Below are 23,800 nucleotides of genomic sequence, written 5' to 3'. Positions count from 1 at the left end.
GCCCGAACCTCACCGTCCTCCGGGGCGTCCAATCCACCGGAGAACGGAGCGTGAGTTGAGTACGGCACTTATCGATGGTGATCCGCAGCGGCTGGGCGGCTACTGGCTGGCCGGGCGGCTGGGCGCGGGCGGCCAGGGCGTGGTCTACGAGGCGTACGACGCCGAGGGCACGCGCGTCGCGGTGAAGGTCCTGCACGGTGACGCGGGGACCGACCCCGAGCTGCGCGACCGGTTCGGCCGCGAGGCCGCCGCCGCCCGCCGGGTGGCCTCCTTCTGCACGGCGGGCGTGCTGGACGCCGATCTCGACGGGCCCAGGCCGTACATCGTCAGCGAGTACGTGGAGGGGCCCAGCCTGCGCAGGGCCGTCGCCGAGGGGCGCCGCTTCACCGGGGGTGACCTGCACCGTCTCGCGGCCGCGATCGCCACCGCGCTCACCGCCGTCCACGAGGCGGGGGTCGTCCACCGCGACCTGAAACCCGACAACGTGCTGCTCGGCCCGGACGGCCCGCGGGTGATCGACTTCGGTGTCGCCCGCACCGAGGACATGTCACTGACCGCGACCGGCATGGTGGCGGGTACCCCGACCTACATGGCCCCCGAGATCTTCATGGGCCTGCGCGCGACCGCGGCCGTCGACGTCTTCGCCTGGGGCGGGATCATGGTCTTCGCCGCGACGGGCGCCGACCCGTTCCGGGCGGAGAGCCTGGGCGGGGTCATGCACCGCGTGCTGTCGGTGCAACCCCAGCTGGACATGCTTCCCGAGCACCTGCGGCCGTTGGTCGCGGCCTCGCTCGCCAAGGACCCCGAGTCCAGGCCGACCGCGAGGGACCTGCTGCTCGCCCTGGTCAGCGGCGGCAGGACCTTCGACACCCCGAGGCTGCTCGCGGTGGGCAGCGACGCCGGGTCCCAGGTCCGCGCGACCTCGACGGACCCCGCGCTCGGCACTCTCGCCGAGGACGCCTACGCCGCGCTCGGCCCCGCCGAGCGGGAGCTCGCCCCCGAGATCTTCCTGCGGCTGGTCACCGTGACCGACGACGACCAGCTCGTCGTACGCCGTGCGCAGTGGGGCGAGCTCCTCGACGGGCGAGGGGAGGGGGAGGCCGCCGCCGTACGGCGCCTGATGGAGGTCTTCGCGTACCTGCTGGCTCACGACGACCGGGAGGTGTGGCTGTCGCGGCCCGCGCTGCCGCGGGCCTGGCCCAGGCTGCGCGGGTGGGTCCAGGCCAACCTGGACGGCCTGGCCGTGCACCGGGGTATCCTCACCGCCGCGCGGCGCTGGCAGGTCCAGGGGCGCAGGGACGGAGACCTGTTCCAGGGCGGCAGCCTGGAGAACGCGATGCGCTGGGCGGCCACCGGGCGCCGCAACATCACGCTCAGCCCGGTCGAGCGTGACTTCCTGGAGGCCGGTGCCGCTCTCACCCGGCGCCGGGCGCGCAGGGGCAGGGTGCTCTCCGGCACGCTGGCCGTGCTGCTCGTCGTCGCGCTGGCCGCCGGGGCGTTCGCCGTGTGGCAGGGCAGGGTGGCCGACGCGCGCAGTGCCGTCATCGCCTCCCAGCGCGACCAGGCGACGGCCGCCAGGCTCGCCGCGACGGCGGAGACGCTCCGCAGCTCGGAGCCGGTCACGGCGATGCTGCTCAGCGTGGCCGCCTGGCGGCTGGCGCCGGTGACCGAGGCGAGGGCGAGCCTGACCGGTTCGCTGGCCCAGCGGGAGTCCGCGGCCTTCCACGACCCGGCCACGGGGATACAGACCCTCAGGGCGCTGAGCGCCGACGGGCGCATGCTCGTCAGCGTGAGCGACGGCGAGGTGCGTGTCTGGGACGTGCGGACCGGCAGGCGCACCGGGGGCTTCACCGGGATCGGCGGCGACCTGCGCGGGATCGCGTTGAGCCCGCGAGGCGGCCGGCTCGCCGTGATCAGCGGCCTGAGGCTGAGGATCTGGGACATGCGGACCGGCAGGCCGACGGGTGCCGTCCTGGAGGTCCAGGGGCCGAACGCGGGTGGCGACACCACCGCGTCCTTCGGGCAGTCGGAGGACTGGCTCATGGTCGGCCAGGGGGAGGGTTTCACCGCCTGGAACATCGTGACCGGGCAGAGGCTCTTCCCGCTCAGCGGGGCCCTCGGCGGCGACATCTCCGCGGACGGGCGCGGGTTCGCGTCCTGGGACCTCAACGGTGATGTGGCGGCCTTCGCGCTGGACGGTCTGCGCAAGGTTCCGCTGGGGAGCCGCTGCAACGCCTGCGAGCGGAAGAGTTTGGCCTACGGCCCCGATGGCGCGACCATCGCCGTCGCCAGGGGCAGGACCGTCGAGCTACGCGACGCGTTCACCGGGGCGAAGCTGGACAAATTCTTCGAGGAGGGCGCGACCGGCAAACTCGTCTTCAGCCCCGACGGGCGCTTCCTGGCCTCGGCGTTCGACACGACCCTGCGGCTCTGGCGGGTCGAGGACGGCAGGCTGCTGCTCACCCAGAAGATCGACGCCTACGACCCCGTCGTGGCCTTCGACCCGGACGGGCGCACCCTGCGCTACCTCGCGGAGGACTCGGTGACGAGCCTCGACGTCTCCGCGCTGACCAGGCCCGTCACGCTGAAGGGCTCGGGGACCGACCGGGCGGTCCTCAGCCCCGGCGGGCGGCTCCTCGCCTCAGTGGACGGCGAGGCGAGCGAGGTCGTGATCCGAGATGTCCGCCGCCGCGCACGCGTGGGCTCGCTGAAGATCGGCCCCGGTGACGCGGACCGCTCCTTCACGATGGCCTTCAGCGCCGACGGCGGGCGGCTGGTGGTCAACGACGGCGGGAAGAGCTCCGGGCTGACCGTCTGGGACACCTCCACCTTCAAGCGGATCACCACGGCCACCCTCGCCCGCGACGGCGATGTGTCCGCCGTGGCGATCAGCGCCGATGGCACCGCCGCGGCCTCGTTCACCCGTTACTACGACTCCGGGGTGGAACCGGAGGGGGAGATCCACGTCTGGGACGTGCCCAGTGGCCGGCTCCGCTGGTCGCGGCCCCAGGTCGTCGTCGAGGGGTTGGTGTTCACCCCGGACGGCAGGGCGCTCGCGGTCGTGGGCGGTGAGCACCGGTTGCTGGACGCGGGCACCGGCGAGCCGTTCGGAGACACCTACGGCTCGCCCACCGCGAGCATCCCGGCGATCGCGCTCGCCTTCGACCGGAAGGGTGACCGCTTCGCCGTCGCCGACCATGTGGGGCGGATCTCGGTGCTGGAGACCCGGGGCAGGAAGCGGGTGGGCGCCGTGATCCGGGGCGGAGCGGGAACGGGGGCCAACCTGACGTACTCGCCCCGCGGAGACCTCATCGCCGCGGCGGTGACCGCGCGGTCGGTGGGGATATGGGACGTCGAGACCGGGCGCCGCCTCGGCCAGCCGATCGTCGCCCAGACCGGCGACCTGCGGGCGCTGGCGTTCAGCCCCGACGGTGCCCGGCTGATCGCCGTCGACGAGGCCGGCACCCTGAGCGAGTATCCGGTCGCGCCCGAGGCGGTGGCGCGGGCGGTCTGCGAGCGTGCGGGCCGCACCCTGTCGCGCGAGGAGTGGCGCACCTACCTGGGGGATCTGGCCTACCGGGACGTCTGCCCCGCCTGAAGCCTGAAGAGGGTCTCCTCAGGGCGCGTCGCGGACCGTACGAGATCGGTAGGGAGCCGGTCGTGGGCCCGGGGCGGTCGGTGCGAAGGTTTCGGCCATGCCTGTGATGCCTGTGGTGTCCACCTCGCCCGCGAGGGCGGTCGCGACGGCGCGGGTTGTCTGACCTGCGGATACCTGGGTAGGACCCTCACCGGAAAAGCCACGAGTTTTCGGGGGGAAACATGGCGATCTGTGAAATGTGCGGAAACGACTATGACATGAGCTTCGAGGTGCACGCCCAGGGCACGGTGCACGTCTTCGACAGCTTCGAGTGCGCGATCCAGCGGATGGCGCCGATCTGCGAGCACTGCGGGGTCCGCATCGTCGGGCACGGCGTCGAGGCCGACCGGCGCTGGTTCTGCTGCGCGCACTGCGCGCGCAAGGAGGGGGCGGACAGGATCGTCGACAGGGTCGGCGCGCAGGTGTGAGTCGCGGGAGGCCGGCGGCGCGTCACGCCCCCGGCCGACGCGGCGACGATGTGTGACGGCGCGTGGCGCCACGCGGTGCCGGTGCCGTCGCGGCCCGGGTTCGACGCGCGGTGACGGCGGGCGGCGCCGCGCCGCGGTCCCGGTCCGGCGCGCGGTGACGGCGCGTACCGCCCTGCGGACGCTGGGGATATTACGGCCGTGTGGCGGTGTGAGGCGGTATTAACGAGACTGCCATGATCTGGTATTCCGTGAGTCTGGCTGAGACCGTCTCCTGCCTGCACACTGGGGCCTATGAGGGATTTTGATGTCCTTGTTCTTGGTTCCGGACCGGGTGGACAGAAAGCCGCGATCGCCGCGGCGAAACTCGAACGGCGTGTCGCGCTCGTCGAGCGGCGCAACATGCTCGGCGGGGTGTGCATCAACACCGGCACCATCCCCTCCAAGACGCTGCGCGAGGCCGTGCTGCACCTGACCGGTCTCAACCAGCGGGGTATGTACGGCCAGAGCTACCGGGTGAAGGACGAGATCACCGCGGCGGACCTGGGGATCCGCACCCAGCACGTGATCGGCCGGGAGATCGACGTGATCCGCAGCCAGCTGTCGCGCAACCACGTGACGACGCTCAACGGGCACGGCCACTTCGTGGATCCGCACACGGTCGGCGTCGTCGACGAGCACGGCCACGAGACCAAGGTCACCGCCGACAAGATCGTCATCGCCACGGGCACCAGGCCCGCCCGGCCCGACACCGTGGAGTTCGACGGCCACACCATCATCGACTCGGACGGCATCCTGCAACTGCAGGACATCCCGGACTCGATGGTGGTCGTGGGAGCCGGGGTGATCGGCATCGAGTACGCCTCCATGTTCGCCGCCCTGGGCACCAAGGTGACCGTGGTCGAGCGCCGCGACCGGATGCTCGACTTCTGCGACCTGGAGATCGTCGAGGCGCTCAAGTACCACCTGCGCGACCTGGCGGTGACCTTCCGCTTCGGCGAGACCGTCGCCGCCGTCGAGCGCCGCTCCCGGGGCGCGCTGACCGTGCTGGAGAGCGGCAAGCGGATCCCCGCCGAGACGGTGATGTACTCGGCCGGACGCCACGGCATGACCGACGAGCTCGCCCTGGAGGCCGCGGAACTGGCCGCCGACGCCCGGGGACGCATCCAGGTCGACGAGCACTACCGCACCGTCGTGCCGCACATCTACGCGGTCGGCGACGTCATCGGGTTTCCCTCGCTCGCGGCCACCTCCATGGAGCAGGGCCGCATCGCCGCCCACCACGCCTGCGGCGAGCCGCTGGGCGGCATCCACCATCTGCAGCCGATCGGCATCTACACCATCCCCGAGATCAGCTTCATCGGCCCCACCGAGGACGAGCTGACCGCCTCCCACGTCCCCTTCGAGGTCGGCATCGCCCGTTACCGCGAGCTGGCCAGGGGCCAGATCATCGGCGACACGTACGGCATGCTGAAGCTCCTGGTCTCCCCGGAGACCCGCGCCCTGCTCGGGGTGCACGTCTTCGGCACCGGCGCCACCGAGCTCATCCACATCGGCCAGGCCGTCATGGGCTGCGGCGGCACCATCGACTACCTGGTCGACGCCGTCTTCAACTACCCCACCCTCGCCGAGTCCTACAAGGTCGCCGCACTGGACGCCATGAACAAACTCCGCCGCGTGGCCCGCTTCGAACTCTGACCGCGGGACATCGCGGCCGGTACGGGAGGCCGCGATGTCCCGCGGCTTCTCCACGGCGCCGTTCTCGCGGGCCGGGAACCACGGTCCGCGAACGGCGGCCTCGCCGCGGTCACCCGGGCCACGACCTGTGGATCCGCCCTGGGTGGTCAGCCCCGATCGCCGAAGGCGTACCTCAGCGGTGGCAGCACCGCACGGGCGTCCGCGCCGCCGACCCACAGACCGATCATGAACGCCGCGGTCGCCTCCAGCAGGCCCGCGCGTTCCAGGCCGCCGCCGTCGACGGGCTCGCACCCGAGATCGGTGACGAGGGAGCGTACCGCGGCCAGCGCGGCGGGGTCGTCGCCGCAGAGGGGTACCGCCAGCGGGACGCCGTCGAAGGCGGGCGGCGTCATCCGCCACACGTCCTCATGGCAGAGGTTGAACGCCTTGACGACGTGCGCGCCGGTGCTCTCCGCGACGCGCCGCGCCATCGAGGGGCCGCCCTCGGTGGCGAGGGTGAAGCGTCCCTGGACGACCGGATTGACGCAGTCGGCGAGCACCCGGCCGTCCAGCGTCCCCCGGCCGCCTCCCGCGGCCTCCAGGACCTCGGTCACGGCGTGGTCGCGGACGGCGAGCAGCGTCACCTCGCCGAAGACCGCCGCCTCCTCCCAGGTGCCCGCCCGCGCGGCGGGCCCGAGCCTGGCCGCCAGGGCGGCGGCCTTGACCGGGTTTCGGCCGCTCACCGTCAGTTCGTGGCCCGCGCGGGCCCAGTGCGTTCCGAGCGCGTCCGCCATGCGGCCCGCGCCGAGGATGCCGATGCGCATCCGTCCTCCCCTGCTCGACTGCTGCTGTGGGACGAAGGTAGAGAATTCATCGGGCACCGTTCGGTGCGTGACGTCTCGGAGAGACTGGAGGACCCGGCGTGTTCCTCGCCGACTGCCGCGCCCGGCTCGCGTTCGACCTGATCGGCAACACCTGGAACGCCGTCGTCGTCTGGGCACTGCGCGCCGGTCCCCGGCGTCCCGGCGAGCTGCGCGAGGAGATCGGTGGGATCAGTGCGAAGGTGCTCACCGAGACCCTGCGCAGGCTGGAGTACAACGGCCTCGTCTCCCGCCGGGCCTACGCCGAGGCGCCGCCCAGGGTCGAGTACGGGCTCACCGACCTGGGCCGGACGCTGGTGCCGCTGATCGGGGCGTTCGGCGAGTGGGCCTTCGACCACGGCGACGAGGTCCTCGACGCCCAGGACCGTGCCGAGGGGCTCACCGGGTGAGGTCGTGGCGGTCCGCGCGGGGGGCGGCGGGGGGGCGGGCATGACCGCGGGGAGCGCCCGCGGCCGATCGAGGACCCCCGGCCTCGGCGGCCCGGCCGGATGACCGGGCGCCGGGGTCGTTCAGCTCCCCGAGGAGGGGCGCTCCTTCTTCCCGGCCACGAGGGTGTCGGAGGTCTTGCCGGGCGCGGGGGGCCCGACCGGCGTGGGCGCGGTCGCGGGGGTCGCCGGGGGTGTGGACGTCGCGGCGCCGGACGGAGGCTTGCGGGTGCGCGTACGAGGACGGGGGGCGGCGGGGAACTCCGCGGTGTCCGTGGTGCTCTCCGAGGCGGATCCCTCCGGCTCTGAGGCGGGCGGGGACGCCTCGTCGGGCTTCTTCCCCGAGGTGGGACGGGCGAGGGCGGGCGCCGCGTGGGTCTCGGGCTCGCGCAGCGAGGCGATGACGTCGTGGGCCTCGTTCTCGGCGGCGAAGTCCTCGGCGGCCTCGGCCTCACGGCGCTTGATCACCACCATGTGGTCGACCGAGAGGCGGCCCGCGCCGCCGACCGCGAGCAGGATGGAGGCCGCGCCAAGGGCCACGATCAGCTTGGCGTCGCCACCGGTGAGCGGCAGGCCCACCTCGCCGCTGGCCAGGATGAACACGGCGAGGGCCTCGGCGAACAGCAGCAGCCCGCAGGCGGACACGGCGAGCCCCGCGACCAGCAGCGCGCCGCCGATGAGTTCCGTGAGCATGGTGGTCGCGGCCCACACGTAGGGCCCGGAGGCGCCCAGGCTCGTGAACTGCTCGGCGGTGGCGTTCAGGCCCGCTTCGAGCTTGTGCCAGCCGTTGGCGAAGAAGATCCCGCCCACGCCAAGTCTGGCGGCCAGGGAAGCAAGATCATGAAGGGTTTGTCGCACGGTTCCTCATTCTGGTTAGATTCCCCGTTCCTGCCCATGCTTGACCGATAGATGACCGAGCGGGGGCCGTCCAAACCCTCGGCGACCCTCGGTGCCCCTTGGTGACCCTCGCGACCCGTCACGAACCTCCACGAGGGGCGTCCCTCTCTTCGCCGACGGGGCGGCGGGGCACCAGGAGTGTCACGGCCAGAGCGGTGGCGGCGAGCAGGAACACGCTCACCGCCACCGTCGTGTGCAGACCGGAGACGAACGCGACGCGGGCCGCGTCGAGCAGGGCGTCTCCCACGCCGCCGCCGATCTCCCGCGCCACGTGGGCGGCGGAGGCGAGCGACTGGCGGGCCTGCTCCATCATCGCGGGCGCGACACCGTAAACCGGGGGCAGCGAGGGGGCGTACACGGCCGTGGTGATCGTGCCGAGCACCGCGACACCGAGTCCGGCGCCCAGTTCGTAGGCGGTCTCCTCGATCGCGGCGGCGCCGCCCGCGTGGGACTCGGGGGTGGAGGACATGATCGTGTCGGAGGCGGCGAGCAGGGTGACCTGGATGCCGAAGCCGATGCCGATGAAACAGAGCGTGAGGGCCACCGGATGTCCCTCGGTGTGCCAGGTCAGGGTGGGCGCGAGGGAGAGGGCGGTCAACGCCAGCCCGCCGCCCATCGTGGCGCGCAGCCCGAACCAGCGCAGCAGCCGCGCCCCGGCCAGACCGCCCGCGATCGCGGCGATCATGAGGGGGAGCATCCGTACGGCCGCCTGGATCGGGCTGTGACCCAGGACCAGCTGGAGATACTGGGCGAGCATGAGCTGCAGCCCGACCAGGGCGAAGACCGTGAGCAGCACGCCGCCCACCCCCGCGCAGAAGGCCCGCCTCCGGAACAGGCTCAGGTCCAGCAAGGGGACGGCGAGTGAGCGCTGCCTGCGGACGAACCACACCAGCAGCCAGACCCCGCTCAGGAACGCCACCACCCCGCCCGGATGCCCGGCCCCCGCCTCCTTCAGGCCGAAGGCCACCCCGAGGATGCCCAGCACCGACAGCGCCGCGCTGAGCGCGTCCCACGGCTGACCGGTGCGCCTGCGGGACTCGGGGAGGATCCTGGCCGCGGCGGGCATCAGGACCAGCAGGATGGGGACGTTGATCAGGAAGACGGCGCCCCACCAGAAGTGTTCGACGAGCACCCCGCCGATGATCGGGCCGACCGCGGCCCCGGCCGCGGCCACCGCGCTCCACACACCCAGCGCGATCGCCCGCTCGTGCCGGTCGGTGAAGACCTGCCGGATGATGGAGAGCGTGGCGGGCATGATCATCGCTCCGCCGAGACCGAGCAGTGCGCGTGCGGAGATCAGCGCGAGCGGGGTCGGCGCGAACGCCGCCGCGGCCGAGGCGACGCCGAAGACCAGGTATCCGGCGAGCACCAGGCGCTTGCGCCCGTAGCGGTCACCGAGCGTGCCGAAGGTGAGCAGCAGCGGCGCGACCATCAGCGAGTAGACGTCGATGATCCACAACAGCTCCACGGAGGACGGCTCAAGGGCGGCCGTCAGCGCCGGTACCGCGATGTGCAGCACCGTGGCGTCCACCGTGATCAGCAGCAGACTGAAGCAGAGGACGGCGAGGACCGACCACCGGCCGGTCCCGGATGCCCGTGGGTCGCCGTCCGCGCGTCTGGCCATGACGGTGGTCATGAGCCGCTCAGGATCTGTCGGCCTGGACGAACATGCGTCGCAGCTTAGGCGAAGCCGGGCAGTGCCCGGGGCTGCATTGGGTGATTGATTCACAGGGGAATGTCCGTTTTATGCCCCGAGTGGGGCGGTGTTCGGCGGTTCTCTGGCCACTGCGAGCGACCTCTCTAGAGAGATACAGGCATATACCGACATCTAGGCAAAAGGTGATCTCGCACCGACCATGGCGATCGTGGGGAGCCAGCGCGAGGCCCGTGAGCCGCCGTGGTGAGCGGGTCCGGCGGGGATGACCCCGCCTCGATCCCGCCACCGCGGGACCCTGTCGATTCTCGGTCCGGGAACGCCCTCGGCCGGGTCACCGCGTCGCCGCGGGACCTCCATGGCTCCCGGTCAGGGAACGACCTCGCCTCGGGGCCCGTGCCGCCGCCGCGGGACCCCGCCGACCCCCGGCAGTGGTGCGCGGTGGCCGCCGCGTGGCTGGCCCGTGACCGGCCCGAGGCCGCGCTGGAGGCCGCACGCAAGGCGCTGGACCTCGACCCCCGGTCCGAGTCCGGCGCCGACTGGGGATACCGTCTCGCGAGCCTCGCGTTCGAGCGGCTCGGCCGCGACGCGGAGGCCGTGGCCGCGGCAGAGGAGGCCGTACGCCTCGCACCGGGTTCCTGGGCCGCGCGAATGCGGCTGGGGGCCGCGCTGCGCAGGGTGCCGGGACGCTGGCGCGAGTCGCGGGCGCAGGCGGCGAGGGCCGTACGCTACGCGCCGGAGGAGCCGGACCCGCACGTTCTCGCCGGTGACCTCGCGCTGCTGCGGGGTGAGTACGCCGCCGCGGAGGCCGCCTACCGCGAGGCGCTGCGCCTGCTGCCCGGCCACCCGGGCGCGAGGGTGAACCTCGGCCTGGCACGGCTGCGCTGGGAGCGCCCGCGCGCCCACCACGACCCCGCCTGGCCGGTCGACCCCCGCGAGACCGGCCGGGCCAGACGTGCCCTGGCGACATGGTCGCGGCAGATCCGGATCCTGCTCGCCGTCGCCCTCGTCGCGGTCTGCGCGACCGAGTTCGGGTTCGGCCTGGCCTCCGTGGCGAGGATCGGCGGCGGGCTGGTGTTGCTCGCCGTCCTGGCGATCACCCTTAGGCGGGCGCAGCGGGTCAGGCTCTGGTCGTACGTGCCGGGCATGCTCGCCCGCGACCTGTGGCTCAGCACGTCGGTCTCGATCACCCTGGTCGCCGTGGCCGCGTACGTCGCGGTCGTCGCCATCCTCCCCGCGGAGATCCCGCCGCCCCCCTCCGGTCCGGTGCCGGGTGCGCTCTGGGCGAGTCTCGCCGGACTGGTGCTCCTCAACGGGATGGTGCTGCTCGTCCTGCGCGTCCTCGTCGAGGCGTGGCGCGGGCGGCCGGTCAGCGCGCTGGCCGAGTTCGCCGCCGCGGGCGACGATCGCACGGCCAGGCGCGACGTGAACGTGACGCTCTGGCTCGTCGCGGTCAGGGTCTGGTCGGTACCGGCGGCGGTCACGGTGGCGGTGATCGTCCTGGACGAGCGGAGCTGGGCACTGGCCGCCCTCGCCGTACCGCTCGCGCTCGGCCGGCTGCGAGTCCGGGTGGGTCCGCCCCTCGGACTCGCCCGCGCGTCGGCCTCCGACCGCGCGCTGGTGGCGGTCCTGGCGCTGTCCGCCTCGGCGTCGGTCCTGCTCGGCGTGGCCGGAGCGGCACCGGCTCTCGGGCTCGACCCGCCGGGAGAGTGGGCCTGGTGGGCGGGAATCGCGCTGCTCGCCGTACCGGTGGCGGTATTCGCCACGAGATCGGTGCGGGCGTGGTGGCACGGCGCGCCGGGGCCGTGGCGGGCCTCGCTGGTCATGTGCGACGGCTGCGGGAGCCGCCTCCCCGGCGACGCGGGAGCGCCGGTGGGTCTCAGCGGGGAGGTGCGCGCGGCCTTCACCTACGCGCGGGGCGTGGTGCTCGCGTACGCCGATCCCAGCGGTCCGCGCGCGCTCGCCGTCGGCGCGGTCAGCTCGGTCGGCCCGAGCGGCGAACTGCGCCTGATCGCCGCCTCCGACGCCTGGGAGGCCGCCGAACGCGACCCCAGGGTGGCGGTCTTCGTCGCCGACCCGCTCGACCGCCGGTTCTGGGCCGAGGTACGGGGCGTCGCCGTCGGCGACACCGAGGCCGACCTGCTGAGAATCACCCCCAAGGAGGTCGTGGTCGGCGAGTATCCCGGCCGCCACCAGGGCCGAGCCCGCCGCGGCTGAGGGGTCCTCCCCGGAGCGCGGGACCGTCCTGCGGTGCGCGAGGCGGCACGTGCCGGGATCCGGTTCTCCCCGGAGCGCGGTGGATGCCCTCGCCGGGAACGCGACCCGCCCGGGGAGCCATGCCGGGACCGGGGCGTCCAAGGGCCACGTGACCCGCGGGGCGCGGAGCCGTGGACCGTCTTGCCGGGCGGTGACATTTCCCTGCCCGCGAGGCCCGCGACCCGGCATGGCTCCCCGGGCGGGCGAACGGCGGGGGCGGCCGGGACCGGGCCGTACCGCCCCGGGGGAACGCGGGCGAGGGGCGCCGCGCGCGGGGCGCGGGGGCGGCACAGGGAGAGGCGTGGCCGGAGGGACCACGCGGAAAGAGCTTGCTACCTCGAACGTTGGTTTCATCCGCTCTCATCCGGATATCTGATCCTGCCCACACGACGGCGTGGCGCGACCCTCAGGCACGCGCAAACGCCCCCTTGTTGCGGTATAACCAGGGGCGGACCGGGGAGGCGTGATGCGGGAATCCAGCAGGGCCCGTCCGGCGGGGCGCGCGGCGGCACGGGATCTGTTCGAGCAGGTTCGGCTGGGCTACTTTCGGCTCTCGCCGCCCCTGCGCAGGCTGATCTACGTCGCGGTGCTGGTCGGAGCGGTCGCGCTGGCGTTCGGACTCGGCTGGTCGGTCCTCAACACGTTCTTCTCCACCCTGGTGCTGCTCGGCTTCGCGGCGCTGACCCTGAGCTTCCCCCGCGCCGCGGCGACCCTGCTCGTGGTGCTCGGCTGGCTGGGGGGAGTCCTGATCTTCCGGGCCGTCCTCTTCGGACCGAACTCGCCGGTCCCGTCGGCGCTGATGCTCCTCGGCCTCCTGGTCGCGGGGGCCGCCCACCTCATCCGCTGGGTCCCACCGTGGGCGACCACGGTCATGGCACTGGTGCCCGCGGGGCTGACGGCCGTCCTGCTCGACGTGGTCATCACCGGGTTCGTGCCCGCCGTCGCCGTCTGGGCCGCGTACGCCGTGGCGGCCGGGGTGCTGGTCCACCGGTTCCTGCAGGCCCGCCGGGTGCGGGCCGCGCTGGAGGCGGGGGAGCGGCGCCAGAGCGGGCTCCGGGTCCGCGAGGGCGGCCACCCCACCCCCGCCCAGAGCGCCGGCGAGCGCGACGATCCCCCGCCCATCTCGGTGGAGGAGGCGCTCGGCGAGCTGGACGCCATGATCGGCCTCGCCCCGGTGAAGGAGCAGGTCCGCTCGATCGCCGCCTCGATCGAGGCGGCCAGGCTGCGCAGGGAGGCCGGATACTCCACCGAGCCGCCGATGCGGCACTTCGTGTTCGTCGGCCCTCCCGGCACCGGCAAGACCAGCGTGGCCAGGACCGTCGCGAAGATCTTCTACTCCTTCGGCCTGCTGGAGACCCCCTACGTGGTGGAGGCCCAGCGGGCCGACCTGGTGGGGGAGTTTCTCGGCGCCACCGCGATCAAGACCAACGAGCTGGTCGACCGGGCGCTCGGCGGGGTGCTGTTCGTCGACGAGGCGTACAGCCTGATCAACTCCGGTGACGGCCAGCCCGACAGGTTCGGCACCGAGGCCGTGCAGACGCTGCTCAAGCGGGCCGAGGACGACCGCGACCGGCTGATCGTCATCCTGGCCGGATACGAGAAGGAGATGGGCACCTTCCTGTCGTCCAACCCCGGCCTGTCCAGCCGGTTCTCCAGCAGGGTCCGCTTTCCCAGCTACGCTCCCGACGAGCTGCTCCGGATCACCGAGCTGCTGCAGCGGCGCAGGGGCGACCGGATGGCGCCCGAGGCCGCGTCCGCCCTGCTCGCCCGCTTCGAGGACATCCACCGGCGCGCGATCGTCGACGACCTGGGCAACGCCCGGTTCGTCCGCAGCCTCGTGGAGGCCGTCGCGCAGGCCAGGGACGTGCGCGTGGTGGGAGCGGGCGGCGCGCCCACCACCGAGGACCTGGTCACCACGATCGAGGCCGACGTCGTCAAGGCCTTCGACGAGCTCACCGCCCGCTACCGGGGCTACCAGGCCGCCCCCTCCCTTGAGGAGGCGCTCGCCGACCTCGACCGCATGGCGGGGCTGGAGCCGGTCAAGCGGCAGGTGCACGCGATCGCCGCGCAGCTCAGGGTGGCCAAGATGCGCGAGGAGCGCGGGCTGCCGACCCCGCCGCAGATGCGGCACTTCGTCTTCGCCGGACCGCCGGGAACCGGTAAGACCAGCGTGGCCCGCATCCTGGGCCGCATCTTCGCCGCGCTCGGCCTGCTCACCCAGCCCGACGTGGTGGAGGCGCAGCGGGCCGACCTGGTCGGCCAGCACCTCGGCGCCACCGCGATCAAGACGAACGAGCTGGTCGACCGGGCGCTCGGCGGGGTGCTGTTCGTCGACGAGGCGTACAGCCTGGTCAACTCCGGCTACAGCGGGGGCGACGCCTTCGGCACCGAGGCCGTGCAGACGCTGCTCAAGCGGGCCGAGGACGACCGCGACCGGCTGGTGATCATCCTGGCCGGATACGAGCGGGAGATGAACGCCTTCCTGGCCTCCAACCCGGGCCTGGGCAGCAGGTTCAACCAGCGGGTGCAGTTTCCCTCGTACTCGCCGGGGGAGCTCACCGAGATCGCGGTGCTGCTCGCCGACTCCTCGGGAGACCGGTTCGACGACGACGCCCGCCGCGACCTGGCCGAGGTCTTCACCTGGGTCTGCGACGAGGGCCTGATCGACGGGCTCGGCAACGGCAGGTTCGCGCGCTCGCTCTTCGAGCGCGCCGCGATGCGCAGGGACGTCCGTCTCGCCGCCCTCGGCGGAGCCACCGCGAGCGCCGCCGACCTGACCACCATCACCGGTGCCGACCTGCGCGCGGCCGTCGACGAGCTCGCGGGGAAGTGACCTCGGCTCCGCCATCTCCCATCGAGATCCCTCCGACTCGGTACGCTGTGCAGTCCGTCGGTCGCCGAGTGTAGCAAGATGGTCACCGACAGCGGCGGGGCTCCGGAGGAGGAAAGATGGCGGGATTCCTTACCCGCAGGCTGCTCAACTATCTGGTGCTGATCGTCGTGGCCACCAGCCTGGCCTACATGCTCGCCGCCTCCGCGCTCAACCCGCGCTCCAACTACGAGGGCCGCAACCCCCCGCTCCCGTCGGCCGTCGTCGACGCGCACCTCACCGACCTCAACCTGAACGACCGCACCCCGCTGTTCGAGCGCTACCTGACCTGGGCGGGAGGCGTCGTGCGCGGAGACTTCGGCAAGACGGTGGGGGGAGGGTCGGTCAACGACGACCTCGGGCGCCGCGTCGGCGTCACCCTGCGCCTGATCACGATCGGACTCGTTCTCGGCAGCGTCGGAGGTGTGCTCATCGGAGCCTACGCCGCGGTCAGACAGTACGGCCTCTTCGACCGATCGGTGACCGTCCTGTCCTTCGTCGTGCTCGCGATCCCCACGGTGGTGCTGGCCAACATGCTGATCATCGCCGCCATCCGGCTCAACGAGGCGGCCGGTACCCAGATCGTCCTCGTCAGCGGAGAGGCGACCCCCGGCCTTGAGGGAGGGCTCGCCGCCGCCGTGTTCGACAGGATCAGGCACCTGGTCCTGCCCACGCTGTCGCTCTCGCTCGGACTGGTCGCCGTCTACAGCCGTTACCAGCGCAACATGATGCTCGACGTGCTCGGCGCCGACTTCGTCCGTACGGCCATGGCCAAGGGGCTGAGCCGCAGGGCCGCGCTGACCCGGCACGCGCTGCGCACCGCGCTCATCCCGGCGGTCACCTACTTCGCCTTCACCTTCGGGGCGCTGCTGGTCGGCACCACCTTCACCGAGAAGATCTTCGGCTGGCACGGCCTGGGGGAGCAGCTGGTCGACTCGATCTCCACCAACGACGTCAACACCGTCGCGGCGATCAGCTGCTTCGCCGCGCTGGCCGTGTTGCTGGCCGCGCTCGCCTCCGACATGCTCCACGCCGTCCTCGATCCCCGTGTCCGGGTGGGGTGATCCGGAGATGGCCATCGCCGACGAGGAGCTCGCCGAGCAGCAGTCGTCCGTCGACAGGATCAAGGCACCCTCGCGGCTGCGGGTGGTCGCGGGCCGTCTCCTGCGCTCGGGGCGGGGCAGGATCGGCCTCGCCCTGCTCGTGCTGATCTTCCTGCTCGCCTTCGCCGGGCCGCACCTCACCCGCTGGACGTACGTTTCGAAGGACTACACGGCCTTTCTCGCGCCTCCCTCCGCCGAGCACTGGTGGGGGACCCTGCAGACCGGCGCCGACGTGTACGCGGTCACGTTGCGCGGCCTGCGCAGGTCCCTGATCGTGGGCCTGCTCGCCGCGGTGGTCGGCACCGCGCTCGCGGCCGTGGTGGGCGCCTTCGCCGGATACTTCGGAGGCTGGACCGACCGGGCGCTGACCTGGCTGACCGACCTGCTGCTCGTGCTCCCGGCCTTCCTCATCCTGGCGATCATGTCCCCGCTCTTCGCCGGGAGGCAGTGGCCGGTGTTCGTGCTGGTGCTGGCGCTCTTCCTCTGGATGGTCACCTCGAAGATCGTCCGGAGCATGACCATCTCCCTCAGGGAGCGGGAGTTCATCCACGCGGCCAGGTTCATGGGCGTGCCCCCGACGAGGATCGTCTTCCGGCATGTGATCCCCAACATGTCCTCGCTGCTGGTCGTCGACGCCACGCTCAATGTCAGCGCCGCGATCCTCACCGAGACGTCCCTGTCCTACTTCGGTTTCGGCATCCAGCCGCCCGACGTCTCGCTGGGCAGCCTCATCGCCGACGGCGCGCGGACGGCCCTGTACGCCCCCTGGACGTTCTGGTTCTGCGCGGGGCTGCTGATCGTCACCGTGCTCGCGGTGAACCTGGTCGGCGACGCCCTGCGCGACGCCTTCGACCCCACGTCCCACGGGGCGGGTGACCGATGACGGGCGAGCGATTCTCGGGCACGACGTCCAGGGCCGGCGAGCGCGAGCCGGTGCCCGGCCCGATCGCCCCCGTGCTAGAGGTGCGTGACCTCGACGTCACCTTCGGCTCGGGGCCGGGGGCGGTCCGCGCGGTCAGGGGCATGGGTTACGCGGTCCGTCCCGGCGAGGTGCTCGGTGTCGTCGGGGAGTCCGGCTCCGGCAAGTCGGTCACCTCGCTCGCCGTGATGGGCCTGCTCCCGGCGCACGCCCGCGTCACCGGCTCGGTCCGGCTGCTCGGGCAGGAGATCCTGGGCGCCCCGGAGAGGACGCTCACCGCGTTCCGCGGCAAGACCGTCTCCATGGTCTTCCAGGATCCGCTCTCCGCGCTCACCCCCGTGTACCGGGTCGGCGACCAGGTCGCCGAGGCGATCCGCGTCCACCAGCGGGTGGGCGCCGCCCAGGCGGCCAGGCGTGCGGTCGAACTGCTCGACCTGGTCGGCATCCCCGACGCCGCGCGGCGGGCCAGGGCGTTCCCGCACGAGTTCTCCGGTGGCATGCGCCAGCGCGCGGTGATCGCGATGGCGATCGCGAACGACCCCGACGTGATCCTCTGCGACGAGCCCACCACCGCGCTCGACGTGACCATCCAGGCGCAGGTGCTGGAGGTGCTGAAGACGGCGCAGCGTGAGACCGGCGCGGCGATCGTCGTCATCACCCACGACCTGGGGGTGGTGGCGGGGTTCGCCGACCGGGTCCTCGTCATGTACGCCGGGCGCCCCGTCGAGGTCGGCTCGGTGGACGAGGTCTACTACCGCAGTCGCATGCCGTACACCATGGGCCTGCTCGGCTCGGTCCCGCGCCTCGACCGCGGCAGGGGACGCCCGCTGGTGCCCATCGAGGGCGGCCCGCCGTCACCGGCGGCGCTGCCGCCGGGCTGCCCCTTCGAGCCGCGCTGCCCGATCGCCGTCCCGGCGTGCTCCGAGACCGAGCCGGAGCCGGAGCCCGTGGACTCGCCGGGCCACCTCGCGGCGTGCGTGCGCTCCGGCGAGATCGAGGCGGCGGGATGGTCGCCGGACCAGGTCTACGGTGTGCGCGGACCGGCCACGGGCGCCGCCACACGTGCCGCCGCCGCTCCCGCCCGGCGCCCCGCGAGCCCTGTGAGCCCCACCGACTCCGCTGCCTCCACTGCCTCCACTGCCTCCATCGACTCCACCGGCCTCGCCGCTCCCGGCGTCGAGGAGCCGCCGCGCCCGCGCGAGGAGCGCGCCGTGGTCCTGCGGGTCGAGGGCCTGGTCAAGCACTACCCCCTGGTCGCCGGGACGCTCCTGCGGCGGAGGGTCGGCACGGTCCGCGCGGTGGACGGCGTCGGCTTCGACGTCCGCGAGGGCGAGACGCTCGGCCTGGTCGGCGAGTCGGGCTGCGGTAAGACCACCACCCTGATGGAGATCCTCGAACTGGCCGCACCGCAGCGCGGCAGGATCACGGTGCTGGGCCACGACACCTCAAGGATGAGCGCCCGCGACCGGATGGCCGTGCGGCGCGACATGCAGGTCGTCTTCCAGGATCCGCTCGCCTCGCTGGATCCGAGGATGACCGTCTACGACATTCTCGCCGAACCGCTGCGCGCGCACGGCGAACGGGACCCGGGGCCGAGGATCGGCGAGTTGCTCGACCTCGTCGGCCTGGAACCCGGCCACGCCGCCCGCTACCCGCAGGACTTCTCCGGGGGCCAGCGTCAGCGCATCGGCATCGCCCGTGCCCTCGCCCCGCGGCCCCGGCTGGTCGTGCTGGACGAGCCGGTCTCGGCGCTCGACGTGTCCATCCAGGCGGGGGTGCTCAACCTGCTGGAGGGGCTGAGGAGCCGCCTGGGCCTGTCGTACCTCATCGTCGCGCACGACCTGGCCGTGGTCCGGCACATCGCCGACCGGGTCGCGGTCATGTATCTGGGGAGGATCGCGGAGATCGGCCGGGTCGGCGCCGTCTACGACACCCCACTGCATCCCTACACGCGGGCTCTGCTGTCGGCGGTCCCGCTTCCCGACCCGCTGCTGGAACGCTCCAGGAAACGCGTCCTGCTGGAGGGGGACCTGCCGAGCCCCGCCGCCCCTCCCTCCGGGTGCCGTTTCCGGACCCGCTGCCCCCTGTTCAAAACCCTCGGCGAGACCGACCGGCGACGCTGCGTGGACGAGGAGCCCTTGATACGGCAGGTCGGGGACGACCACGGCGTCTCATGCCACTTCGCCGAGAGGGCCGACGCCGGATGACCCAGCCGTATGCACCGGGAGGAACACCGTGATACCAATCCGGCGCGTGGGCGCGCTCGCCGCCGCGCTGGCCGTGGCCTTGGCCGTCGCACCGGGTCTCGCCGGATGCGGGGGAGGGGGGAGGCCGGGCGGGCCGGTCTCCGTGATCAAGGCCTACGACGTCAACCCGGTGCCTCGCGAGCGGGTCGCGGACGGGGGTGTGCTCCGGTGGGGGATCAACGAGTATCCGTCCAACTGGAACCTCAACCACATCGACGGCAACCTGGCGACGGTCAAGAGGGTCATGGACGCCCTCATGCCCGCCCCCTTCCGCTCTGACGCCAAGGGGACGATCTCCCCGAACACCGACTACCTGTCCGAGGGCAGGGTCACCGCGCACGAGCCGGAGCAGGTGGTCACGCTGACCCTCAACCCGCGTGCCAGGTGGTCCGACGGCACCCCGATCACCTGGGAGGACTACCGCGCCCAGTGGCAGGCTTTGAGCGGCCGCGACGCCGGCTACCGGGTGGCGAGCACCACCGGTTACCGGAACATCGAGAAGGTCGACAGGGGCAGGGACGACCACCAGGTCGTGGTGACCTTCGCCAAACCCTTCGGCGACTGGCAGTCGCTGTTCGCGCCGCTGTATCCCCGGAGCACGAACGCCACCCCCGAGGCGTTCAACACCGCATGGCTGAACCGCGTCCCGGTGACCGCGGGCCCGTTCGAATTCGTGGCGTTCGACCCGACCGCCAAGACCGTCACGATCGCGCGGGACGAGCGCTGGTGGGGTGATCGGGCCAAGCTCGACCGGATCATCTACCGATCCCTGGAGAGCGACGCGCTGGTCGGGGCCTTCAGCAACGGCGAGCTCGACACCTTCGACGTCGGCCCGTCCGCGCCCGACTACGCGCGGGCCAGGAGCACCCCGGACGCGGTCGTGCGGCAGGCGGCGGGCCCCGACTTCCGGCACATCACGATGAACGGCGAGAGTGCCCTGCTGTCCGACCAGAAGGTCCGCAGGGCCGTCGCGATGGGCATCGACCGTCAGGTCATCGCCCAGTCGGACCTCCAGGGCCTCGACTGGCCGATCGTGCTGCTCAACAACCACTTCTTCATGAACACCCAGGAGGGATACCAGGACAACGCCGGTGAGATCGGCACGTACGACCCGGGCAGGGCGGGGAGGGAGCTGGACGCCGCGGGCTGGAAACTGGAGGGCCGGACCCGCAGGAAGGCGGGGAGGGAGCTGAACCTGCGTTTCGTCCTGCCGTCGGGCCTGCAGCTCGCCAAATCCGAGGCCGAGCTCGTCCAGGACATGCTCGGCCGTATCGGGGTCGGGGTCACCCTGCAGTCGGTACCGACGGATGACTACTTCACCAAATACATAATTCCCGGCAATTACGACATCACCGCGTTCGCGTACGTGGGCACGCCCTTTCCCGTCTCCAGCTCCTACGGCCAGTACGCCGACGCCGTCAGGCTCCCCGACGGCACCAGGCAGTGGAACGCCAACCTCGGCCGCATCGGGTCCCGGCGGATCGACGCCGCCATGAACAAGGCGACCGCCGACCTCGACCGCGCGAGGGCCGTCGCCGACACCAACACCGCGGACAAGCTCATCTGGCAGGCGGTCAACGTGGTGACGCTCTACCAGCGACCGCAGATCGTCGCGGTCAAGAGCGATCTCGCCAACTTCGGGGCCCGAGGCTTCTATGACCTGAAATATCAGGACATCGGCTTCGTTCGTTGACGCTCGTTCCCCCCCGAAGGCCGGTCGACGCCCGTCTCGCCCCGCAGGACGGAGACGCCCGGGTACGGCGATCGGACGACGGAGTCACGAAGGCCGGAGCGTCGGCGCCCGTTCCCGTGACCACGGGCGGGTCGCGTTCTGTCGGGGAGGACGTGTAGAAGTCGGTCATGGCTATCTCGGTGACCTGGCCCCAGGTGCTCGCCTGGCGGCTGAAGCGGCAGTTCGTCGATCCGGCGGACGGACCCGACGCGGTGTCCGTCGTGCGCAGGCTCACCGGGGTGCAGGCGCAGGTGGCCTCCTCGGCCGAGCTGGCGGTGGCCGTGCGCAGCGCGCGGCCCGATCGCGGTGAGATCGACCGCGCCCTGTGGCGAGATCGCACCCTGGTCAAGACCTGGACGGCACGCGGCACCCTCCACCTCGTCCCCGGCGACGAGCTCGCCTCCTACGCAGCGGTCCTCGGCTCGTTCCGCAACTGGGACAAAGGCTCCTGGCAGCGCGGTCACGGCGTCACCGCCGCCGAGGTCGCCGCCATCCTCGACGCCGTCCCCAAGGCGCTCGCGGGGCGCGTCCTCACCCGCGAGGAGCTGGTCGACGGCGTGATCGAGGTCACCGGCGACGCACATCTGAGGGAGGCCCTCACCTCCGGCTGGGGCGCCCTGCTCAAGCCGCTGAGCTTCCTCGGCGAGCTCTGCCACGGTCCGCCGCGCGGGGGCCGGGTGACCTTCGCCCGCCCTCGCGACCAGGTGCCCGGCTGGCCCGACGTGCTCCCCTCCGCGGAGGAGGCCGGGGTGCGCCTGCTCCGTTCCTTCCTCGGTGCCCACGGCCCCGGCGCCCCCGAGACGTTCGACGGCTGGCTCTACCGGGGAGCCGCCCGCAAGGCGACGCTGCGCGGCTGGTTCCGCGACCTCACGCCCGAGCTGGCCGAGATCGAGGTGGAGGGCCGGCCGATGGTCGTGCTCGCCGAGCACCTCGGCGACCTGGCCACGACCCGGCCCGCGACCGGGGTTCACCTCCTGCCCGGCTTCGACCAGTACATCTTGGGAGCGCCCCGCGACCTGGAGCCCCTCCTGCCCGCCGAGGCGAAGTCGAAGGTGAGCCGGGCCGCCGGCTGGATCTCCCCGGTCGTCGTCCACCAGGGCCGGGTGGCCGGGGTCTGGGAGGCGAAGGACGGGAAGATCACCGTCGACCTCCTGGAGGAGGTCCCCGCCGCCGCCCTCGCCGCCGAGATCGAACGGGTCTCCGCTCTCCTTCGCTGACCACGGGGAGGTGGACGAACGCCTCCCGGCGAGGTCGGGCTCATCGTCTGACCGCCCCGGAGTAGAGCCCTACAGGGGTTTCGCGAACTCCCAGCCCTGCTCCAGCAGGGCGTCCACCGCCCGTACGGTCCGCGCCAGCCGGACCTCGGGCGGGCCGGTGACGACCAGGTGGGGCAGCCTGTCCGCGATCAGCCTCTCGCGCAGGCGGGCGTCCATCCGGTGCCGGATCGCCTCCCCGTCGCGCCAGCCGTCCTGCTCGAAGGGCACATCCCGCACCGAGGTGTGGATCCACAGGTCGTGCCGGGCACGGCAATGCACGGCGGTGACCTCCTCGGAGGGCTCGCCGAGATAGCGCTCGTGCCACAGGGAGGTGGTGAAGGCGTCGGTGTCGCACACCAGCAGCGGCGATCCCGTCCTGGCTGCGGCGTCCTCCCACGCGAGCTGGCGCTCGGCGATCACGCCGAACTCCGCCGACTCCCACCCCAGGTCGTCCAGCCACGGCTCGGGCAGCCCGCCGAGCTTGGCGTGCCGCCGGGCCAGGGCGAGCTTCTCCTCGCAGTACGTCCTGCCGTACTCGGGCACCCAGCGCGTCGCCGCCCACGGTCCGCCGCGAGCCGCGTAGTGGGCGGCCAGCGATCTGGCCAGCGTGGTCGTGCCGCTGGACTCCGCGCCGACGACCACCACGCGTCGGGCCAGATGGCCGCGTACGGCGGGGGAGAGACGGTCCCAGCACGACACCGGGTCGTCTCTCACCATCCTCCCGCTGACCGGGAACCGTTGCCGGTCCGGGTCGACGCCGACATGGGCGGCGCCGAACCGGCGGGCCAGCTCGGGTCCGTACGCCTCGGAGGAGAACACGGCGTCGATCTCCGGGACGTGGCCGTACGCCTGGGAGAGACCGTGCCGGAACACCTCGACGTGCGCCGACCAGATCTCCGGGTCGTCGTAGTCGATCTCGACGTCGTCGACCACGGGGGCGATCGTCACGTGGGCCTGCGGGTGCGCCTCGCGCAGCCAGGCGGCGCGCAGTGCCGGCGGGATGCTCTCCACGGTCGACGCGGCGATCACGACGCTCACCCGGGCGCATCGCGAGGCGGCGGTGTCGATCAGGTGGTGGTGTCCCGCGTGCGGCGGATAGAACTTGCCGATCACCAGCCCGTGGGCGAAGGTCCCGTCGCTCATCGGCGCGCCCTCCCGCCCGGGACGCCCGTCCTCGGCGCACCCGGGACGGAGCGGGACGCGAGCTCCGCGCGCCAGGCCCGCAGACCGGCGACGCACAGCGCCAGGAAGACCACGTACAGGACGGCTGTCAGATGGAGGCCCTTGTAGGCGTAGAGAGGTATGTAGACCACGTCGGCCGCGATCCACAGCCACCACGACTCGACCAGCTTCCGGCTCTGCCCGTAGGTCGCCGCCAGGGACAGGGCGGTCGTCAGGGCGTCCCAGACCGGTACGGTCGAGTCGGTCCAGGTGGCGAGGGCGAAGGAGAGGCCGGCGGTGGCCGCGACCCCGAAACCCGCCAGCGCGGCCCACTCGGCGCGTCCCGTGCGACGGATCACCAGCGGGGTCCGCCCCACCCCGCCGTACAGCCATTGCCACCACCCGTACAGACCCAGTGCGATGTAGACGATCTGCAGCGCCGCGTCCGCGTAGAGCCCGACGGTCAGGAAGACCGCTCCGAGCAGGGTCACGTTGGCGATCCCGATCGGCCAGTTCCAGACGTTCCGGCGGACCACCAGCCAGACCGTGAGGACGCCGGTGGCGAATCCCAGAAGTTCCGCCCAGCTGGTCGGGGTCCCCGCGACGGTGAACGCCGGCCGCAGGAGGGGGGCCAGTATCTCGGCGAGCGACATGCGGTCTCC

16 protein-coding genes are annotated in these 23,800 nt (G+C 72.5%); 11 read left to right on the top strand and 5 right to left on the bottom strand.

Annotated elements, in window-relative coordinates:
* Nucleotides 1–55: 55 nt before the first annotated feature.
* The 3 genes from AB0B90_RS24845 (at nucleotide 56) to sthA (ending at nucleotide 5,760) form a co-directional block, all read left to right on the top strand.
* On the top strand, nucleotides 56–3,598 hold the full coding sequence (locus AB0B90_RS24845; protein WP_362925018.1) for a serine/threonine-protein kinase: 3,543 nt from the start codon (nucleotides 56–58) through the stop codon (nucleotides 3,596–3,598).
* A gap of 221 nt (nucleotides 3,599–3,819) precedes the next feature.
* Nucleotides 3,820–4,065: a hypothetical protein gene (locus AB0B90_RS24840; protein WP_350945931.1), complete on the top strand. Its 246-nt coding sequence runs from the start codon at nucleotides 3,820–3,822 to the stop codon at nucleotides 4,063–4,065.
* 291 nt (nucleotides 4,066–4,356) lie between these two features.
* Nucleotides 4,357–5,760 carry a Si-specific NAD(P)(+) transhydrogenase gene (sthA, locus tag AB0B90_RS24835; RefSeq protein ID WP_350945932.1) on the top strand — a complete coding sequence of 468 codons (1,404 nt, stop codon included), beginning with the start codon at nucleotides 4,357–4,359 and terminating at the stop codon, nucleotides 5,758–5,760.
* A 146-nt stretch (nucleotides 5,761–5,906) separates the two neighbouring features.
* Here the strand turns inward: sthA and AB0B90_RS24830 are convergent, their stop codons facing one another.
* Nucleotides 5,907–6,620 (bottom strand): NAD(P)-binding domain-containing protein, encoded by a 714-nt coding sequence (locus AB0B90_RS24830; protein WP_362925015.1) that lies wholly within the window; start codon nucleotides 6,618–6,620, stop codon nucleotides 5,907–5,909.
* 41 nt (nucleotides 6,621–6,661) lie between these two features.
* On the opposite strand from AB0B90_RS24830, the gene AB0B90_RS24825 reads away from it, so the two are divergent.
* On the top strand, nucleotides 6,662–7,009 hold the full coding sequence (locus tag AB0B90_RS24825; RefSeq protein ID WP_350945934.1) for a helix-turn-helix domain-containing protein: 348 nt from the start codon (nucleotides 6,662–6,664) through the stop codon (nucleotides 7,007–7,009).
* A gap of 120 nt (nucleotides 7,010–7,129) precedes the next feature.
* Here the strand turns inward: AB0B90_RS24825 and AB0B90_RS24820 are convergent, their stop codons facing one another.
* Nucleotides 7,130–7,903, bottom strand: a complete 774-nt coding sequence (locus tag AB0B90_RS24820) for a DoxX family protein (protein WP_350945935.1) — start codon at nucleotides 7,901–7,903, stop codon at nucleotides 7,130–7,132.
* 118 nt (nucleotides 7,904–8,021) lie between these two features.
* Nucleotides 8,022–9,566 (bottom strand): MFS transporter, encoded by a 1,545-nt coding sequence (locus AB0B90_RS24815; protein ID WP_362925013.1) that lies wholly within the window; start codon nucleotides 9,564–9,566, stop codon nucleotides 8,022–8,024.
* A 426-nt stretch (nucleotides 9,567–9,992) separates the two neighbouring features.
* Here AB0B90_RS24815 and AB0B90_RS24810 point away from each other — a divergent pair, with 426 nt between their 5' ends.
* From AB0B90_RS24810 to AB0B90_RS24780, 7 genes are all read left to right on the top strand, one after another.
* The gene (locus AB0B90_RS24810; RefSeq protein ID WP_362925011.1) at nucleotides 9,993–11,813 is read left to right on the top strand and encodes a tetratricopeptide repeat protein; all 1,821 of its coding nucleotides are present in this window, start codon (nucleotides 9,993–9,995) and stop codon (nucleotides 11,811–11,813) included.
* Nucleotides 11,814–12,318: 505 nt separating this feature from the next.
* The gene (locus tag AB0B90_RS24805) at nucleotides 12,319–14,685 is read left to right on the top strand and encodes an AAA family ATPase (RefSeq protein WP_350945938.1); all 2,367 of its coding nucleotides are present in this window, start codon (nucleotides 12,319–12,321) and stop codon (nucleotides 14,683–14,685) included.
* Nucleotides 14,686–14,801: 116 nt separating this feature from the next.
* A complete protein-coding gene (locus AB0B90_RS24800; protein WP_362925009.1) occupies nucleotides 14,802–15,785 on the top strand; it encodes an ABC transporter permease in 984 nt (327 codons plus the stop codon).
* Nucleotides 15,786–15,792: 7 nt separating this feature from the next.
* Nucleotides 15,793–16,707 (top strand): ABC transporter permease, encoded by a 915-nt coding sequence (locus AB0B90_RS24795; RefSeq protein WP_350945940.1) that lies wholly within the window; start codon nucleotides 15,793–15,795, stop codon nucleotides 16,705–16,707.
* Nucleotides 16,704–18,950, top strand: a complete 2,247-nt coding sequence (locus AB0B90_RS24790; RefSeq protein WP_362925007.1) for an ABC transporter ATP-binding protein — start codon at nucleotides 16,704–16,706, stop codon at nucleotides 18,948–18,950. The genes AB0B90_RS24795 and AB0B90_RS24790 overlap by 4 nt, the downstream gene beginning before the upstream one ends.
* 28 nt (nucleotides 18,951–18,978) lie before the next feature.
* Nucleotides 18,979–20,682 (top strand): ABC transporter family substrate-binding protein, encoded by a 1,704-nt coding sequence (locus AB0B90_RS24785; protein ID WP_362925005.1) that lies wholly within the window; start codon nucleotides 18,979–18,981, stop codon nucleotides 20,680–20,682.
* A gap of 167 nt (nucleotides 20,683–20,849) precedes the next feature.
* The gene (locus AB0B90_RS24780; RefSeq protein WP_350945943.1) at nucleotides 20,850–21,938 is read left to right on the top strand and encodes a winged helix DNA-binding domain-containing protein; all 1,089 of its coding nucleotides are present in this window, start codon (nucleotides 20,850–20,852) and stop codon (nucleotides 21,936–21,938) included.
* A gap of 69 nt (nucleotides 21,939–22,007) precedes the next feature.
* On the opposite strand, the gene AB0B90_RS24775 is transcribed toward AB0B90_RS24780, so the two are convergent.
* Entirely contained in the window at nucleotides 22,008–23,120 is a 1,113-nt protein-coding gene (locus AB0B90_RS24775; RefSeq protein ID WP_362925003.1) for an AAA family ATPase, read from the bottom strand.
* Nucleotides 23,117–23,791 carry a nicotinamide riboside transporter PnuC gene (gene pnuC, locus AB0B90_RS24770; RefSeq protein WP_350945945.1) on the bottom strand — a complete coding sequence of 225 codons (675 nt, stop codon included), beginning with the start codon at nucleotides 23,789–23,791 and terminating at the stop codon, nucleotides 23,117–23,119. The genes AB0B90_RS24775 and pnuC overlap by 4 nt, the downstream gene beginning before the upstream one ends.
* Nucleotides 23,792–23,800: the final 9 nt, after the last annotated feature.

This window comes from Streptosporangium sp. NPDC049078, assembly GCF_040648855.1.
Taxonomy (GTDB): Bacteria; Actinomycetota; Actinomycetes; order Streptosporangiales; family Streptosporangiaceae; genus Streptosporangium.
The sequence above is the reverse complement of the archived record's forward strand: the minus strand, read 5'-3'. Positions and strand labels throughout refer to the sequence as shown.

What these genes read in the sequence shown, in the direction of transcription:
- AB0B90_RS24840 (WP_350945931.1), top strand. Translation starts at nt 3,820, where the DNA reads ATGGCGATCTGTGAAATGTGCGGAAACGACTATGACATGAGCTTCGAG.
- sthA (WP_350945932.1), top strand. Translation starts at nt 4,357, where the DNA reads ATGAGGGATTTTGATGTCCTTGTTCTTGGTTCCGGACCGGGTGGACAG.
- AB0B90_RS24815 (WP_362925013.1), bottom strand. Translation starts at nt 9,566, where the DNA reads ATGGCCAGACGCGCGGACGGCGACCCACGGGCATCCGGGACCGGCCGG.
- AB0B90_RS24805 (WP_350945938.1), top strand. Translation starts at nt 12,319, where the DNA reads ATGCGGGAATCCAGCAGGGCCCGTCCGGCGGGGCGCGCGGCGGCACGG.
- AB0B90_RS24800 (WP_362925009.1), top strand. Translation starts at nt 14,802, where the DNA reads ATGGCGGGATTCCTTACCCGCAGGCTGCTCAACTATCTGGTGCTGATC.
- AB0B90_RS24795 (WP_350945940.1), top strand. Translation starts at nt 15,793, where the DNA reads ATGGCCATCGCCGACGAGGAGCTCGCCGAGCAGCAGTCGTCCGTCGAC.
- AB0B90_RS24790 (WP_362925007.1), top strand. Translation starts at nt 16,704, where the DNA reads ATGACGGGCGAGCGATTCTCGGGCACGACGTCCAGGGCCGGCGAGCGC.
- AB0B90_RS24780 (WP_350945943.1), top strand. Translation starts at nt 20,850, where the DNA reads ATGGCTATCTCGGTGACCTGGCCCCAGGTGCTCGCCTGGCGGCTGAAG.
- AB0B90_RS24775 (WP_362925003.1), bottom strand. Translation starts at nt 23,120, where the DNA reads ATGAGCGACGGGACCTTCGCCCACGGGCTGGTGATCGGCAAGTTCTAT.
- pnuC (WP_350945945.1), bottom strand. Translation starts at nt 23,791, where the DNA reads ATGTCGCTCGCCGAGATACTGGCCCCCCTCCTGCGGCCGGCGTTCACC.